The sequence below is a fragment of the Flavobacterium sp. YO64 genome, assembly GCF_004119505.1.
GTDB lineage: Bacteria > Bacteroidota > Bacteroidia > Flavobacteriales > Flavobacteriaceae > Flavobacterium > Flavobacterium oncorhynchi.
This window is the reverse complement of record NZ_NRQV01000001.1, coordinates 61772-78474: the sequence shown is the minus strand read 5'-3', so window position 1 is coordinate 78474 and position 16703 is coordinate 61772. Positions and strand designations below refer to the sequence as shown.

Sequence of the window (16703 nt, the reverse complement as noted above, 5' to 3'; positions counted from 1 at the left end):
AATACACAACATATAATAAAGAAATACTAATAAATTATGAGTTTCATAAACAGCATCATCAAGGTCTTTGTAGGTGATAAATCTCAAAAAGATGTCAAAGCTTTACAACCTTATTTAAACAAAATTAAAACATTCGAAACCAGCTTAATGGCTTTATCTCACGATGACCTAAGAGCTAGAACTGTATATTTTAAAGATAGAATTAAAGAAGCCAGAGCAGATAAAGATGCTAAAATTGCTTCGCTTAAAGCTGAAGTTGAAAACATCGAAGACATCGACAAAAGAGAAGATCTTTATGATGCAATAGACAGTCTTGAAAAAGAAGCTTATGAAATTTCTGAAAAAACTTTATTAGAAATTCTTCCAGAAGCATTTTCTGTAGTTAAGGAAACAGCACGTCGTTTTAAAGACAATTCATTTATTGAAGTTACTGCCACTCCAAAAGACAGAGAATTCTCAGCTTCAAAAACATATGTTACTATTGAAGGTGATAAAGCAACTTGGGCTAACAAATGGAACGCAGCAGGTAAAGAAATTACTTGGGACATGATTCATTATGATGTTCAGTTAATTGGAGGAATGGTTTTGCACGAAGGTAAAGTTGCCGAAATGCAAACGGGTGAAGGTAAAACTTTGGTAGCAACACTTCCTTTATACTTAAACGCTTTGACAGGAAACGGAGTTCACTTGGTAACGGTGAATGACTACTTAGCAAAACGTGACAGCACATGGAAAGCGCCTTTATTCGAATTTCACGGTTTAACTGTTGATTGTATCGATAATCACCAGCCAAGTACTGAGCAAAGAAAAAAAGCATACGATGCTGATATCACTTACGGAACTAATAATGAATTTGGTTTTGACTACTTAAGAGATAACATGGCGCACTCGCCTAGCGATTTAGTTCAAAGAAAACACAATTATGCTATTGTCGACGAGGTCGATTCTGTATTAATTGATGATGCAAGAACACCGCTTATTATTTCAGGACCAGTTCCTCAGGGAGATCGTCATGAATTTAACGAGTTGAAACCAAAAATCGAAAATCTAGTTGCGCAACAACGTCAATTAGCAAACGGTTTCTTGGCAGAAGCTAAAAAATTAATTAAAGAAGGAAATACTAAAGAAGGCGGATTCTTATTATTAAGAGCTTACAGAAGTTTACCTAAAAATAAAGCATTAATTAAATTTTTGAGTGAAGAAGGAATCAAACAATTGCTTCAAAAAACCGAAAATCAATATATGCAAGATAACAATCGCGAAATGCATAAAGTAGATGAAGCTTTATACTTTGTGATTGAAGAAAAAAATAATCAAGTAGAATTAACAGATAATGGTATTAAATACCTTTCTGGAGATACAGATGCAGATTTCTTCGTTTTACCAGACATTGGTACAGAAATCGTTGCAATTGAAAAACAAAAATTAGATAAAGACGCTGAAGCGGAAGCTAAAGAAAGATTATTCCAAGATTTTGGAGTAAAAAGCGAGCGTATCCATACTCTTACACAACTTTTAAAAGCATATGCTTTATTCGAAAAAGATGTAGAATATGTGATCATGGACAACAAAATTATGATTGTCGATGAGCAAACAGGTCGTATTATGGATGGTCGTCGTTATTCTGACGGATTACACCAAGCGATTGAAGCTAAAGAAAATGTAAAAATTGAAGCTGCAACTCAAACTTTTGCAACTGTTACATTACAGAATTATTTCAGAATGTACAGCAAATTGGGTGGTATGACAGGTACAGCAGTTACTGAAGCTGGAGAGTTATGGCAGATTTACAAATTGGATGTTGTTGAAATTCCAACCAACCGTCCGATTGCTAGAATAGACAAAGAAGATTATATCTACAAAACAACAAGAGAGAAATTCAACGCTGTTATCGAAGATGTTACTGAATTATCAAACGCTGGAAGACCAGTTTTAATTGGAACAACTTCTGTAGAGATCTCTGAATTGTTAAGCCGAATGTTAAAAATGAGAGGTGTTACACACAACGTATTAAATGCTAAAATGCACAAGCAAGAAGCACAAATCGTTGAAGAAGCTGGTAAAGCCGGAGTTGTAACTATTGCTACAAACATGGCTGGTCGTGGTACCGATATTAAATTATCTCCAGAAGTAAAAGCTGCAGGAGGTTTAGCAATCGTTGGTACAGAACGTCATGATTCTCGTCGTGTAGACAGACAGTTACGTGGTCGTGCTGGTCGTCAAGGAGATCCAGGAAGTTCTCAATTTTATGTTTCTCTAGAAGACAACTTAATGCGTTTATTTGGTTCTGAAAGAGTAGCTAAAGTTATGGATAGAATGGGACTTCAAGAAGGTGAAGTTATTCAACATTCGATGATGACTAAATCTATTGAGCGCGCTCAGAAAAAAGTAGAAGAAAATAACTTTGGTGTTCGTAAACGTTTATTAGAATATGATGACGTAATGAACTCACAACGTGAAGTAGTTTACAAACGTCGTCGTCATGCATTGTTTGGTGAGCGTTTAAAACTAGATATCGCAAATATGCTTTACGATACGTGTGAACTAATCGTAAGCAATAATAAAGTAACAAACGATTTCAAAAATTTCGATTTTGATTTAATTCGTTACTTCGGAATTACTTCTCCAATCTCAGAAGCTGATTTTACAAAATTATCAGATGTTGAAATTACTGGAAAAGTATACAAAGAAGCACTTGCTTTCTACACTGAAAAAACAGAAAGAAGCGCAAGAGAAGCTTTCCCTATTATTAAAGGAGTTTACGAAGAGCCAAACAACCATTTTGAAAGAATCGTAGTTCCATTTACTGACGGAATCAAAACGCTTAATGTTGTTACAGACTTAAAGAAAGCATACGAAAGCGAAGGAGCTCAGTTAATTGCTGATTTTGAGAAAAACATCACACTTTCGATTGTTGATGAAGCTTGGAAAAAACATTTACGTAAAATGGACGAATTGAAACAATCTGTTCAATTGGCTGTTCACGAACAAAAAGATCCATTGCTTATTTACAAATTAGAAGCTTTCAATTTGTTTAGAGGAATGTTGGACAACGTTAATAAAGAAGTTATTTCATTCTTATTTAAAGGAGATTTACCTGCTCAAAACGTTCCTGAAATTCACGAAGCAAGAGAAGTTCGCCAGAAAGAAAATTTACAATTAAGCAAAGACGAAATTGTAAACAGCGAAGAAATTAATCGCGAAGCTGGAGAAACACAGCAACGTCAAGTTACAGAAACCATTGTTAGAGAAATGCCAAAAATCAATCGTAATGACAATGTAACTATTCAAGAAGTTGCAACTGGTAAAACAGAAACAATGAAATATAAAAAAGCAGAAACTCTTTTAGCTTCAGGAGCTTGGGTTATTGTTAAAGAATAATTTTTATTTCAAATTACATATTAAAGCCGACACGTTTTCAAAAACTTGTCGGCTTTATCATTTAAAAGAATCTTAATTACTTAAACCTCCTGAAGATTTTTTTTTGAAAAAAATTAAAATTAGTTCTTTCCAAAACGAATTAAATGTACTTTTGCATTCGAAACAACGAAATCAAGCCTTGAAGAATATCTTCATCATATTACTTTCCGGTATACTTTTACTGCCATCCTTTGGCAATTTCTTTGTTTATACTAATTTCAAACTAAATCAGGAAGAAATTATAAAAACCATTTGTGTACAGCGTAAACAAGTTTTCAATACCTGTAACGGTCGATGCGAACTTCAAAAAAGCTTGAAAAAATACGCCGATAACGAGAAAAAAATGGAGAACAATCTTAAAGAAAAATCAGAGATTGTTTATATTCAAAATACAATTACAGCACCTTATAGCTTAATAGTGCCTATTAAAACTAAAACACAAAACTTTTCTGTTTTAGACCAAAAACCTGTTTCGGTTTCGAACACTTCGTTTCGCCCTCCATCCTATTTTATATAATTTTTTAAATCTATTTTCAATTTTACAATTGAAATCATTTTTATTGCCCAAAAGCAATGAAACGTGCTTACGCACATCTCAAATTTAAATTATATAAAACTCATAAAAATGAAAAATACTTTATACAGAGCTTTAGCTATTGTAACACTATCTATATCTTTATTTTCTTGTTCAAACGATGATAACAACGAAACGATTACAGGAAACGGAAAAATCACTTTAAAATTTGACAACGCTTACGGAGCAAACGATTTAATTTTAAGCACACAAGGAAACACAACTTCTAACAATGAAGTATTAAAAATTAGTCTTGTAAAATATATTGTCAGCAATGTTGTTTTTACAAAAGCAGACGGAACTACTTTTACATACCCAAAAAGCAAAAGCTACTTTATTGCAGATGAATCTACTGCTGCTGGACAACAATTTCAACTTGCTGATATTCCTGCTGGAGACTACACAAAAGTAAAATTCGGAATTGGAGTTGACGAAGAACAATGGAAATTAGGTGCTGCAGGACAAGGCGATTTCTTAGCGCAAGCCGATGCCGCCGGAATGATGTGGTCATGGGCTGCTGGATATAAATTTCTAGCGCTTGAGGGCACATTTACTTCACCAACAGTTACAACTGCGACTCCTTTTATGATTCACACAGGAAAAACAGGAACAGACTATAACTATACTGAAGTAACTTTAGATTTTCCAACAAAAGCTTTAGTTCGTACAAACATTACTCCTGCGGTACACATTATCACAGATCTTTCGAAAATTATCGACGGAAAAAACAAAATCAAACTTTCTGACAACAACATGGGTGGAATGGGTGCGATGATTATGGGCGGTGCTAATTTGCCATTAATTACTCAAAACATCTCTGCAATGTTTAGAGTAGATCACGTACATAACGACTAAACTTATTTTCAGGAGCACAAAAGTTATGGTTTAACAGACCACCCGTCCTGCCATCCGTTAAATCTTTCACGGCAAACACCGCCGTAAAAGGATATCACTTCTGTCAGGGCTAAAAAACACCTTTTGTGCTTCTTAAAACCCAAAAAAACATGTTGAAAATAAAATATTTTCTTTGGCTGATCATTCCATTATTATGGAGCTGCTCAGATCAAGATGACGAATATATAAATGTGCCGCTGGAATTTAAAGTTCCGTCAAACTTTCCAGATCTTGCTTATAATATTGCCTTAAATCCGCCAACAGTAAAAGGATTCGAACTAGGAAAAAAACTATTCTACGATGGACGTTTAGCATCTGACGGAGTAGTTTCCTGTGGTTTCTGTCATATTCAAGCAAATGCCTTTACGCATCACGGACATACTGTAAGTCATGGTGTAGACAATGCTCAGGGAACACGAAACACACCATCCATTCAAAACCTAGGGTTTCAAACTACTTTTATGTACGACGGTGCTGCCGATCATTTAGATTTACAGCCGCTGATTCCGCTTAAAAGTGCGATCGAAATGAATGGTGATTTGAATGCTATTCTAAAAATGATGAAAGCCGACAAAGAATATCAAAAACTATTTGGGCAGGCTTTTGACGATGGTGCCATTACAACCGAAAATATGCTGAAAGCCCTTTCTCAATTTATGGTTATGGTGATTTCATCAAATTCAAAATTTGACAAATACAGACGAAATGAATCTGGCGGAACTTTAACTTCTGATGAATTGGCAGGTTACGATTTGTTCAAATCAAAATGTGCTTCATGTCATGCAACAGATTTACAGACTGATAATTCGTTCCGAAATAATGGTTTAGCTGTAAATCCAGCCGTTAATGATGTTGGACGATATAGAGTAACAGAACTGGCGAGTGATTATTACAAATTTAAAGTACCAAGTTTACGAAATGTAGAAGTTTCTGGTCCCTATATGCATGATGGTCGATTTGGGACTCTGGAAGGTGTTTTAGATCATTATGCAAGCGGAATTGAAGATTCTCCAACTTTAGATCCAATTTTAAAACAGAATGGAAAATTTGGAATTGCGCTTTCTGCTACAGAAAAAACACAACTAATCACTTTTCTAAAAACACTGACAGATAATCAATATTTGACAGATAAACGTTTCTCGGAATTTTGACAAAGTACATCATCAAAGTTTGTCATTTCGACGGAGGAGAAATCACACTAGAAACTCCGTAAAGAAAAGCGCAAATCTTTGTCGACCAACGAGTTTGATTTCTCCTCCGTCGAAATGACAAAATTGCCTTATCAAAAATGACAAAAAAAAATCTTATGAAAACAGGCGCCTAGCCCCGATTGAAGTGGAAAGCCTTTTTGAAGAAAGACCTTGTTTTTCTTGAGTTTATAGAGCGGCCAACGGAAGCTTTATAAACTTATAGAAAAATGAGATTTTGAAAAAAGCTTGAAACGAAAAGCGGGATTAGCTCCTAAAAACAATAAAAATGAAAAATTTAATAATACTTTGCACTTTTTTGGTTGGATTTTCAGCCTTTAGTTCTACTGTAAAAGACAGTATTTCGACATTCACCTTTCAGCGTTTGGCTCTTATGGAAGATTTTGAATGTGATGCCTGCGGGTGTTCTGCAAGCGGCGGAAGTATGGGTTTTAGCTCGATGTTGAATAACAATTTTGTTGGGCTTCGATATTTTAAACAAAGCTATACAAGCCGTGATGGTATTTTTGCAAATTCGCCTTGGATAGACGAAAATTTCAATACTGTTCAAGCTTGGACAAGGATTCCGATTTCAGAGAAAATTCAGATTTCCGCTTTACTTCCATATCATTTTCATGAAAGACAATTAACAGCAGGTACCCAAAGTATTGAAGGTCTAGGCGACATGACTGTTATGGGACTTTATACTGTTTATGAAACTCAAAAAGACAGTACGGTTTTTACTCATAAACTAAATCTTGGCGGTGGAGTTAAGATTCCAACGGGAAAATTCAAAGAAATCAACAATTTAGGAACTATAAATCAGAGTTTTCAATTAGGAACAGGAAGCTGGGATTTTCCTTTGGTTTCAGAATATGTAATCAAACACAAAAATCTAGGTCTAAACACTACTTTAAACTATATTTTTAAAACTGAAAACAGTAAAAATTACCAATACGGCGACCAATTTAATTATGCTGGTACTTTTTTCTATTTGTTTGATGCAAATAAATTTCAAATTGTTCCGCAGGTAGGACTTGCGGGTGAAGTTTACCAAACTAATAAGCAACACGGACTTGATTTACCAAATACTGCGGGAGATATTTTATTTGGAAAATTTGGCATTGAAGCAGGAAAAGATAAATTTTCGATTGGTGTAAATGCAATGCTTCCAATAACGCAGCATTTGTCAAATGGCAACATGGAAGCTAATTACCGATGGAGTATTAATTTGAATTATACTTTGTAAAAAAGGTACTGAGGTTCTGAGGTTCTAAGTTTTTTATCTTAGTATCTCAGAACCTTAGCACCTTAGTATCTTTAAAATTCATCTTGGATTTTCTTCATAATAACGCGCCTCAATTCGCTTAATATCTTTAATTGAATTTCTAGCCCAAGACAAACGTTTTTCTAGAATCTCTTCTTCAGACAACTGCCATTTAATATCAGAATTTCGCAGTCTATTGGTTAGGTTTTGAATAATGATCGCAGCTGAAACAGAAATATTCAAACTCTCTGTAAAACCAACCATCGGGATTTTAAGGAAACCATCGGCTTTTTCTAATATTTCTTCGGATAATCCATCTCGTTCTGTTCCAAAAAATAAAGCACTTGGTTTTGTAATATCAAAATCTTCCAGCAAACAATCATTCTCATGCGGAGTAGTTGCAATAATTTGATAACCTTGATTTTTTAAAGTAGAAATACAATTGCTGACAGAATCAAACTGATTAATATCTACCCATTTTTGAGCGCCCATGGCAATTTCCTTATCTATTTTTTTTCCGTAGCGCTGTTCAATAACATTTAATTCCTGAATTCCAAAAACTTCACAACTGCGCATCACGGCACTTGTGTTATGCATTTGAAAAACATCTTCAACTGCAATAGTAAAATGTTTAGTACGATTTCCAAGTACGTTTAAAAATCTTTCTTTACGATTATCCGTTAATATATTTTCAAGAAAAGCGAGGTAATCTAAATCAACCATTTTTTATTTGTTTGCCGCAAAAATACATTAGAAATAAACAAAACAAAAATTCATTTGTATTTTCAGTGTTCTAAATGCTCAAGCAATGTATTATTTAATTTTTCGTGCAAAAAATCAAGCTTTGAAAAATCAATTGAGAGTTCTTCTTCTTTAAATAAATCACCTTCAAAAGCAACGTCTTTATTTTTAGAGTGCTGTTTTAAACGTGACCACATTTTTTCGAGCTCATCATGTGAATAATCAATATTAATAAAGGAAATTAATTTTTCTAAAGCATTTTTCATTCCTTCATTATAATTTAAAAGTGTAACATTTTGATCTGTTTCGTAAAAATCCAGAAAACCCTGAAAATATTTCTCTAAAACCAAAGCTCCATACTGCGAAAAACTTGTTCCCTCCATTTCCTCAAATGAAATTCCAAAAACAGCTGGCGGAATTAAATTTGGAACCATATGCATTCCCATCATTTTTTGATGCGATTTTAAAACCTCAACAGGATTTCTATATAGTAATCCAAAAGGAGTTTCAGGAAAAACACTTCTAAAATAACTTGCATTGAATATATGCCAGGCATCGAGCTTTACAATTAAATATTTTTGTTCAGGTGATCTCTTTTGACCTAAAAATTGAAGTACCGCTTTTAAAAGATTTGTTTTTTTGTCAAGATCCAAATTAGGACATCTCAAAATTTGATCAATAATAGGTCCTTCAGAAATCATGATATTCTCAGAAGAAGTGGCTAAACATTGACTCAACATTGTAGAACCACATCTGGAAACATGAAAAACCAAAGTTTTTAACGGGACCGATTCTAGTTCTTGCGACCATTCGATCAAATTTTCAAGTGTACTTACAACTTTAACTCTTTTTGAGTTAAACTCATATGCTTTACATTTAGAAATAGTTTCCTGAAAAAAAGGCGCAATAATTTTTTCATCTGATAAATAAATCCATTCAAAAAAAAGTTCATTATCATTTTCAATTAATTTATACGGAATCCAGTTTGAAAGGGGATGATCTATATTTTTCATTTTTTTTGAATTTATTTAGCTTGAAGATCTGCAATAATTTTGGCATTTATTTCTGATGGATTACGAGAAAGTTCCTCAATAATAAGCTGTTTAACTTCATGTGAATACTCCTTTTGATTGGAAAAACTACTCGTATCAAAACCCATTTGCGCAAATAGTTTATCAGACCATTCGTTTCTTATACAGTCAATCGTAAGATGAATTCTAGGCTCGCCACTTTTATTTTCTACACTGTGCGGCAATTGAAAATTAGCGTACCAGCACTCCCCCATTTTCATTGGAACTCGTTTTTTGTCGACATAAAAGAAAACTTCAGAATTTGTTAAAATCGGAACATGAATTCTAAAAAAACCATCTTCATAAGACGTGTCGTTATCCACATGTTCTTTTATTTCGCTGTTTGGTCCCAAACGTAATAAGCGTACGGCTTCTTTCTCACATTGAAACCAATCCATAATTTCTTTAAAATAATAACAACGCTCTAACAAAGAAGTATTTATATACTCTATATTCGGAAAAGAAGTAATATCACTTACTAAACCCGACTGCGATCGCAAAGAAACACTTGTCCAGTTTCCTTCATACCGACCAGTATTAAAATGCGGCGTCCATAATTCACTTTCGCATAAAGCAAGTTCTTGTTGTAATTTATTCACTAAGAAAGCAATAGGAAGTATACTGGAGGAAGGATTCATATATTTTAAAATTTAAATTCAACATAATTTGTTTAGGTATATAAATATACAATTTGCAAGAACTATATTTTTTCGTCAATAAGTGAACTTTTAATAAATTCAAAAAAGCTCAAAACCCAAATCTGTTTTAAAGATTGGAAACAATAAAATGATAAAGTTTATTTGTTGAAAAAGTTTCTGATTCAAAATCTGTTTTAAGAATTAGATCTGGTTTTACAGGAACTTCAAAAACATCACTTATTCCGGTAAAGTTTTTAATTTTATCACTGTCATGATCTGGCAGCAAAGCTTTTTTATACAATCCTTTTGGATCTCTTTTTATTAAGCTTTCTACTGAACAATCCAAAAATACAGTTCTAACAAATTGATGTTGTCTTAGTTCCTTTCGTACACTTTCGTAAGGATTGATTACTGACATTAAAACAATAATATTTCTCTCCGTAATTTTTTTTCCGACATCAAAAAGACGTCTTACGTTCTCACATCTGTCTTTCTTAGAAAAACCCAAATCTTTACAAATTGTCTTTCGGTACACATCACCGTCAATTATTTCGACTTTATAATTATTTTGAACTAATAAATGTCGAACATTTTCGGCTAATGTCGTTTTTCCCGAACCCGATAGTCCTGTAAACTGTATTAAAATCATGTAGATTTTCTATTTCTAAATTGAACATTAAAACTAAATAATTTACGAAACCAAAACAATAAGTATAAGTACGGTTTATTTCTCTCGAATTTACTTAAAAAAGAGCATAATAAGCAAGTCTTACATTTTTGAAATTGTTATTTTTATCTTTTAATTGAAAACAAAAATGAAAAAGAAATTAGTTGTTCTAACCGGCGCCGGCATCAGTGCCGAAAGTGGTATTAAAACTTTTCGAGACAGCGATGGCTTATGGGAAGGCCACGACGTAATGGAAGTTGCAACTCCCGAAGGCTGGCATAAAAACCAAGATTTAGTTCTGGATTTTTACAACAAAAGACGCCAGCAGCTTAAGGAAGTAAAACCGAATTTAGGACATCAGATTTTAGCTGAATTAGAAAACCATTTTGATGTTTATATTGTTACTCAAAATGTTGATGATTTGCATGAACGCGCAGGAAGCTCAAAAGTTTTGCATTTACATGGAGAATTATTAAAAGTAAGAAGCACAAAAAATCGCGAATTAATTCTAGACTGGACCAATGATTTATTTACTGGTGATCTTGATAAAAACGGTCATCAATTGAGACCACATATTGTTTGGTTTGGTGAAGAAGTTCCTGCACTTGAAGAAGCCATTTCGATTGTAGAAGAAGCTGATTATCTGGCCGTAATTGGAACTTCGCTTCAAGTATATCCTGCTGCTGGATTAATTTCTTACACCTATAGTATTACCCCAGTTTTTTACATTGATCCTAAACCAATTTCTATTCCTAATATTCAGAACAAAGTCGAAGTTATTGCTAAAACTGCGACCGAAGGCGTTTCAGAAATGAGAAAAAAATTATTCGAACTGGAAAAAATATCATGATCGCAGAAAATCTTTTACAGCAATTATCGCAAATAGGTTTCTTGGCTCAATTACTTGTTTTTACAATAGAAAATGGAATTCTGTTGCTAATGGCGGTTTTAATTGGAAAAATAATTGAACCCAAAAACACTGTTTTAAATATAAAGGATCGTAAATGGGTTATTTCGACTTTGATCTGCAATATATTAGTTACCGCTTTAGGGTTTAAATTGTATCAACTACAAATAATTCGAATAGATTTTTCGGTTTCTTTAACTTCGGCTGTAATCGATACTCTTATACTCATTATTTTGATGGACTTTTTTATGTTTTGTTTTCATTTTCTGGCACATACTTTAAAATGGTTTTATCCTATTCATAAATTGCATCACACTCACATCAATACCAATGTTTATAGCTTATTTGTACTTCATCCTATAGAAACTCTGGGATTTGGTTTTATATGGCTTATTCTCATTTCTATTTTTCAATTTAATTACATCAGTATAATCATTTATCTGTTTTTAAATTTGATGTATGGAATATTTGGTCATTTACAGAAAAATCTATTTCCTGCATTCTGGCACAAAAACTTTATGACAAAATGGATTTCTACCACAAAATTTCATGGTGATCATCATAAAAATGAAGTTCATAATTTTGGCTTTTACTTTACCATTTGGGATAAAATTTTCAAAACTAGTATTTAATTTAAAAGTTCCTATATAATAACGCTTCGGTAATTTTCAGAAGTTTTAACAATAGCTTATATTTGCACCTTTCGAAAAACAACATAACAATGACTACTCTAAACGAACTGAATGCTATATCGCCAATTGATGGAAGATATAGAAATAAAACTCAAAATTTAGCACCTTTTTTCTCAGAAGAAGCTTTAATCAAATATCGCGTATTGGTTGAAATTGAATATTTCATTGCCTTATGCGAAGTGCCTTTGCCACAGCTTTCAGACATAGACTCTAGTTTATTTGACAGCTTAAGAGATATCTACAAAAATTTCTCTACAGAAGATGCGCTTTGGATTAAAGAAACTGAAAAAGTAACCAATCACGATGTAAAAGCGGTTGAATACTTTATTAAAGATGCCTTTGAAAAATTAGGTTTATCTAAATACAAAGAGTTTATTCACTTCGGACTGACATCTCAAGATATTAACAATACTGCAATTCCACTTTCTACAAAAGAAGCTTTTGAGCAGGTTTATATGCCATCGTTAATTGCTTTAATTTCTAAATTAAAAGAATTAAGTGTAGAATGGAAAGACATACCAATGCTTGCACGTACGCACGGACAACCAGCCTCTCCTACTCGTTTAGGAAAAGAAATTTTAGTTTTTGTAGAGCGTCTTGAAGAGCAAATGCGTTTGTTATTTAATGTTCCATTTGCAGCTAAATTTGGCGGTGCAACAGGAAACTTCAATGCACATCATGTAGCATATCCGCAAATCGACTGGAAACAATTTGGAAATAAATTCGTTGAAACAGATTTAGGTTTACACCATTCTTTTCCAACAACTCAAATTGAGCACTACGATCATTTTGCAGCATTCTTTGATGGTTTAAAAAGAATCAACAATATCATTATTGATTTAGACCGTGACATTTGGACTTATGTTTCAATGGAATATTTCAAACAAAAAATAAAAGCAGGCGAAATTGGTTCATCAGCAATGCCGCATAAAGTAAATCCTATTGATTTTGAAAACTCAGAAGGAAATCTAGGAATTGCAAACGCAATTTTTGAGCATTTAGCAGCCAAATTGCCTATTTCAAGATTACAACGCGATTTAACAGACAGTACTGTTTTACGTAATGTTGGAGTTCCAATGGGACACACCATTATTGCTTTTGAAGCAACTCTAAAAGGTTTAAATAAATTATTATTAAACGAAAGTAAATTTGCCGAAGATTTAGAGAAAAACTGGGCTGTTGTTGCAGAAGCTATTCAAACTATTTTACGCCGCGAAGCATATCCAAATCCATATGAAGCATTAAAAGGACTAACAAGAACAAATGAAGCCATTGATAAAAATGCAATTCACAATTTCATTGCAACTTTAGAAGTTTCTGATGCTGTTCGAACTGAATTAATGCAGATAACTCCTAGTAATTATGTAGGAATTTAAATAAAACCTAAAATATTTTCTAAAAAAAAGCTATCTTTATCGAGATAGCTTTTTTTTTAACGCAGGAAGTTAATCCAGATTCAAACAAAAATCCTTTTGCCGAAAAAATATTGTTTTTTTCATCACTGCTGAATGGCATACGAAAGCGCCATGAACCAATCTAAAAAGGGCTATTTAAGTAAACAGCTTAAATAAAAAATCGGACTAAGCTCCTTAAAACAAAATACCCTTTATGATTGCCTTAAACGCCGCTGCCGAAAGTACACACCATTTACAACCCTTAATCAGTGATCTGGGATTAATCCTGATGACTGCAGGAATCGCTGTTTTATTATTTAAAAAAATGAAACAACCTCTAGTTTTAGGATACCTGATCGCAGGATTCTTGGCTGGAAACCACTTTGATTTTTTCCCTTCAATAACCGACATGAAAAGTGTTGAAGTATGGGCCGAAATTGGGGTTATCTTTTTGTTGTTTAGTTTAGGACTCGAATTTAGTTTTAAAAAGCTGATGAAAGTTGGAGGCACCTCCTCCATCACTGCAATAACCCAGATTTTATTCATGACCATTATCGGCTATTGCGTAGGACAATGGATGGGCTGGGGAAAAATGGACAGCGTTTTTCTTGGAGCAACACTTTCAATTTCATCAACGACCATCATTATTAGAGCCTTTGATGAACTGGGAGTAAAAGGTAAAAAATTCGCCGGAATAGTATTTGGAGCCTTAATAGTCGAAGATATTGTAGCCATTTTAATGCTTGTTTTATTATCGACTATTGCAGTCAGCGATCAAGTTTCAGGCGCCGAATTATTACAATCAGTTCTAAAACTGGTTTTCTTTTTAATCATTTGGTTCCTAGGAGGAATCTTTATCATACCAACGATTCTTAAAAAAGCCAAACATCTTTTAACTGACGAGATGCTGCTTATTATTTCACTGGCATTATGTTTAATGATGGTAGTATTTGCCGCAAAAGTTGGCTTCTCGCCTGCATTAGGAGCTTTTATAATGGGTTCTATCATTGCAGAAACTACGATGGCAGAAAAAATCGAACACTTAATTCAGCCCGTAAAAGATCTATTTGGAGCCGTTTTCTTTGTATCAGTCGGAATGTTAATCAATCCAGACACCTTAATTACTTATGCACTCCCTGTTGCTTTGATTACACTTATTACCATTTTCGGGAAAGCATTTAGTTCCTCATTTGGTGCACTGCTTTCTGGTCAACCGCTTAAGCAATCAGTTCAAACCGGTATGAGTTTAGCACAAATTGGGGAATTTTCGTTTATTATCGCCACTCTGGGTATGACATTAAAAGTTACCAGCGATTTCTTGTATCCAATTATTGTTGCTGTATCAGCAGTTACAACCTTTACAACTCCATTTTTAATTAAATATTCAGATCCTTTCTCTGAACTTCTTGAGCGAAAGCTGCCAAAAAAATGGGTTAAAAACATAAACCGCTACAGCGTCAATGCACAAGCGATAAAATCAGTCAGTACTTGGCAAATTGTACTACGAGCGTCTATAACTCAAATCATACTGCATACTATAATTATTGTTGCTATAATTTTATTATCATCAAAATTTGTTGCACCTCTGGTTGCTGACACTCGTTTTGGCAACACCTTAGCTGCGCTTATTACACTTGTAATCATTGCTCCTTTTTTATGGGCGCTTTCGCTGCGTCGTGTAAAAGTTGATGAAGTTGAAACTTTATGGGAAGAACGTAAATATCGAGGCGCACTTTTAATGCTTATATTAATTAGAATGAGCCTTGGATTATTCTTTGTAGGTTTCTTGTTGAATATTTTCTTCTCTCCATTAGTAGCATTTGTTGCACTTATTATTGCGATTGGAGCATATCAAATTTTCCCTAAAAAGCTAAACGAACAATATCATAAAATTGAAAATCACTTTTTAAAGAACTTAAACGATCGTGAAAATAAAAAAATAGACAGAAGATATGCTAATCTAATGCCTTGGGACGGTCACATGTCAATTTTTGATATTGGAAAAGAATCAAACCTTGCAGGTAAAACACTTGAAGAGTTGCGAATTCGAGAAAATATGGGGATAAACATCGCTTTTATTCGTCGTGGAGAAATTACAATCCCGATTCCAACCAAAAATGAACGATTGTTTCCTGGCGATGAGATATGCGTTATTGGAACTGACGAACAAATTGCACAGTTTACTACTTATCTAAAAAATGAAATTGAGGCTCCTAACAACAGCGAAGAATCTGATATTGTACTTCGTCAATTAGAGATTTCTAACGAAGATTTTATTCAAAAAAGTATCGGTCAATTTAGAGGCAGAACCGGCGGACTTGTTGTAGGAATTGAACGTAACGGTAATCGAATCTTAAATCCTGAGTCTAATATCATTTTAGAAAAAAACGATATTATCTGGGTTGTAGGCGATAAAAAACGAATGAACGAATTAATGCAAAAAAGTACCCACGTTTCATTTTAAAATCTAATCATGTATATAAAAAAAAAAAAGCCACAGGAATTATTTTAATCTGTGGCTTTTTCTTTTTTATTTATTTGGCTGCGGTGTCATACGCAGATAAGGTTTTATAGGTGTGTGTCCTTTAGGAAACTTTGCAGGAATATCGCTGTCTGGAATTGCTGGTGCAATCACCACATCTTCTCCGTCTTTCCAGTTTGCTGGTGTAGCAACACTATAATTTGCCGTTAGCTGCAAACTATCAATAACACGAAGCAATTCGTCAAAATTTCTTCCTGTTGATGCTGGATAAGTCAAAGTCAATTTGATTTTTTTATCGGCACCAATTACAAAAACAGATCTTACGGTAAATTTATCACTTGCATTTGGATGAAGCATATCGTACAAAGTAGCTACCTTTTTATCCTCATCAGCAATAATTGGAAAATTAACTTCAGTATTCTGAGTTTCGTTGATGTCTTTAATCCAATCTAAATGTGATTGCAAACCATCTACACTCAAAGCAATAACCTTAGTATTTCTTTTTGTAAACTCAGGAACATAATTCGCTACCGTTCCTAATTCAGTCGTACAAACAGGAGTAAAATCTGCTGGATGCGAAAATAAAACTCCCCAAGAATCTCCTAACCATTCATGAAAATTAATTGGTCCCTGCGTGGTTTCTGCATGAAAATCTGGAGCTATATCGCCTAATCTTAATGTTGACATAATTTATATTTTTTAGTTCCTCTAAAATTAACTAAAAAATACATTTAGAAAACACGCAGGAATTAAAAAAAAGTTAAAATTCT

Annotated in this window: 14 protein-coding genes; 9 read left to right on the top strand and 5 right to left on the bottom strand. The window is 33.6% G+C overall.

The window, feature by feature from the left end:
• Nucleotides 1-36 precede the first annotated feature (36 nt).
• From secA to BOW57_RS00360, 5 genes are all read left to right on the top strand, one after another.
• Complete coding sequence (gene secA / locus BOW57_RS00380) at nt 37-3381, top strand: preprotein translocase subunit SecA (RefSeq protein ID WP_129052647.1); 3345 nt, start codon at nt 37-39, stop codon at nt 3379-3381.
• A 103-nt stretch (nt 3382-3484) separates the two neighbouring features.
• Nucleotides 3485-3937, top strand: a complete 453-nt coding sequence (locus BOW57_RS00375; protein ID WP_241687353.1) for a hypothetical protein — start codon at nt 3485-3487, stop codon at nt 3935-3937.
• Nucleotides 3938-4045: 108 nt separating this feature from the next.
• Nucleotides 4046-4849 (top strand): MbnP family protein, encoded by an 804-nt coding sequence (locus tag BOW57_RS00370; RefSeq protein ID WP_129052646.1) that lies wholly within the window; start codon nt 4046-4048, stop codon nt 4847-4849.
• 149 nt (nt 4850-4998) lie between these two features.
• Nucleotides 4999-6039, top strand: a complete 1041-nt coding sequence (locus BOW57_RS00365) for a cytochrome-c peroxidase (RefSeq protein ID WP_129052645.1) — start codon at nt 4999-5001, stop codon at nt 6037-6039.
• 325 nt (nt 6040-6364) lie between these two features.
• Nucleotides 6365-7324, top strand: a complete 960-nt coding sequence (locus tag BOW57_RS00360) for a transporter (protein WP_129052644.1) — start codon at nt 6365-6367, stop codon at nt 7322-7324.
• Between the two features lie 78 nt (nt 7325-7402).
• On the opposite strand, the gene BOW57_RS00355 is transcribed toward BOW57_RS00360, so the two are convergent.
• From BOW57_RS00355 to cysC, 4 genes are all read right to left on the bottom strand, one after another.
• On the bottom strand, nt 7403-8065 hold the full coding sequence (locus BOW57_RS00355) for an RNA methyltransferase (protein WP_129052643.1): 663 nt from the start codon (nt 8063-8065) through the stop codon (nt 7403-7405).
• 62 nt (nt 8066-8127) lie between these two features.
• Entirely contained in the window at nt 8128-9096 is a 969-nt protein-coding gene (locus BOW57_RS00350) for a sulfotransferase family protein (protein WP_129052642.1), read from the bottom strand.
• An 11-nt stretch (nt 9097-9107) separates the two neighbouring features.
• A complete protein-coding gene (locus BOW57_RS00345; protein WP_129052641.1) occupies nt 9108-9791 on the bottom strand; it encodes an aspartyl/asparaginyl beta-hydroxylase domain-containing protein in 684 nt (227 codons plus the stop codon).
• A 127-nt stretch (nt 9792-9918) separates the two neighbouring features.
• A complete protein-coding gene (cysC, locus tag BOW57_RS00340; protein WP_129052640.1) occupies nt 9919-10440 on the bottom strand; it encodes an adenylyl-sulfate kinase in 522 nt (173 codons plus the stop codon).
• Nucleotides 10441-10606: 166 nt separating this feature from the next.
• Here cysC and BOW57_RS00335 point away from each other — a divergent pair, with 166 nt between their 5' ends.
• The 4 genes from BOW57_RS00335 (at nt 10607) to BOW57_RS00320 (ending at nt 15915) form a co-directional block, all read left to right on the top strand.
• A complete protein-coding gene (locus tag BOW57_RS00335; protein ID WP_129052639.1) occupies nt 10607-11308 on the top strand; it encodes an NAD-dependent deacylase in 702 nt (233 codons plus the stop codon).
• Nucleotides 11305-11997 (top strand): sterol desaturase family protein, encoded by a 693-nt coding sequence (locus BOW57_RS00330; protein WP_129052638.1) that lies wholly within the window; start codon nt 11305-11307, stop codon nt 11995-11997. Before BOW57_RS00335 ends, BOW57_RS00330 begins: the two co-directional genes overlap by 4 nt.
• Before the next feature lie 89 nt (nt 11998-12086).
• Nucleotides 12087-13433: an adenylosuccinate lyase gene (gene purB / locus BOW57_RS00325; RefSeq protein ID WP_129052637.1), complete on the top strand. Its 1347-nt coding sequence runs from the start codon at nt 12087-12089 to the stop codon at nt 13431-13433.
• 232 nt (nt 13434-13665) lie between these two features.
• The gene (locus BOW57_RS00320; RefSeq protein ID WP_129052636.1) at nt 13666-15915 is read left to right on the top strand and encodes a cation:proton antiporter; all 2250 of its coding nucleotides are present in this window, start codon (nt 13666-13668) and stop codon (nt 15913-15915) included.
• A gap of 66 nt (nt 15916-15981) precedes the next feature.
• On the opposite strand, the gene BOW57_RS00315 is transcribed toward BOW57_RS00320, so the two are convergent.
• Nucleotides 15982-16620 carry a peroxiredoxin gene (locus BOW57_RS00315; RefSeq protein WP_089052906.1) on the bottom strand — a complete coding sequence of 213 codons (639 nt, stop codon included), beginning with the start codon at nt 16618-16620 and terminating at the stop codon, nt 15982-15984.
• Nucleotides 16621-16703 lie beyond the last annotated feature (83 nt).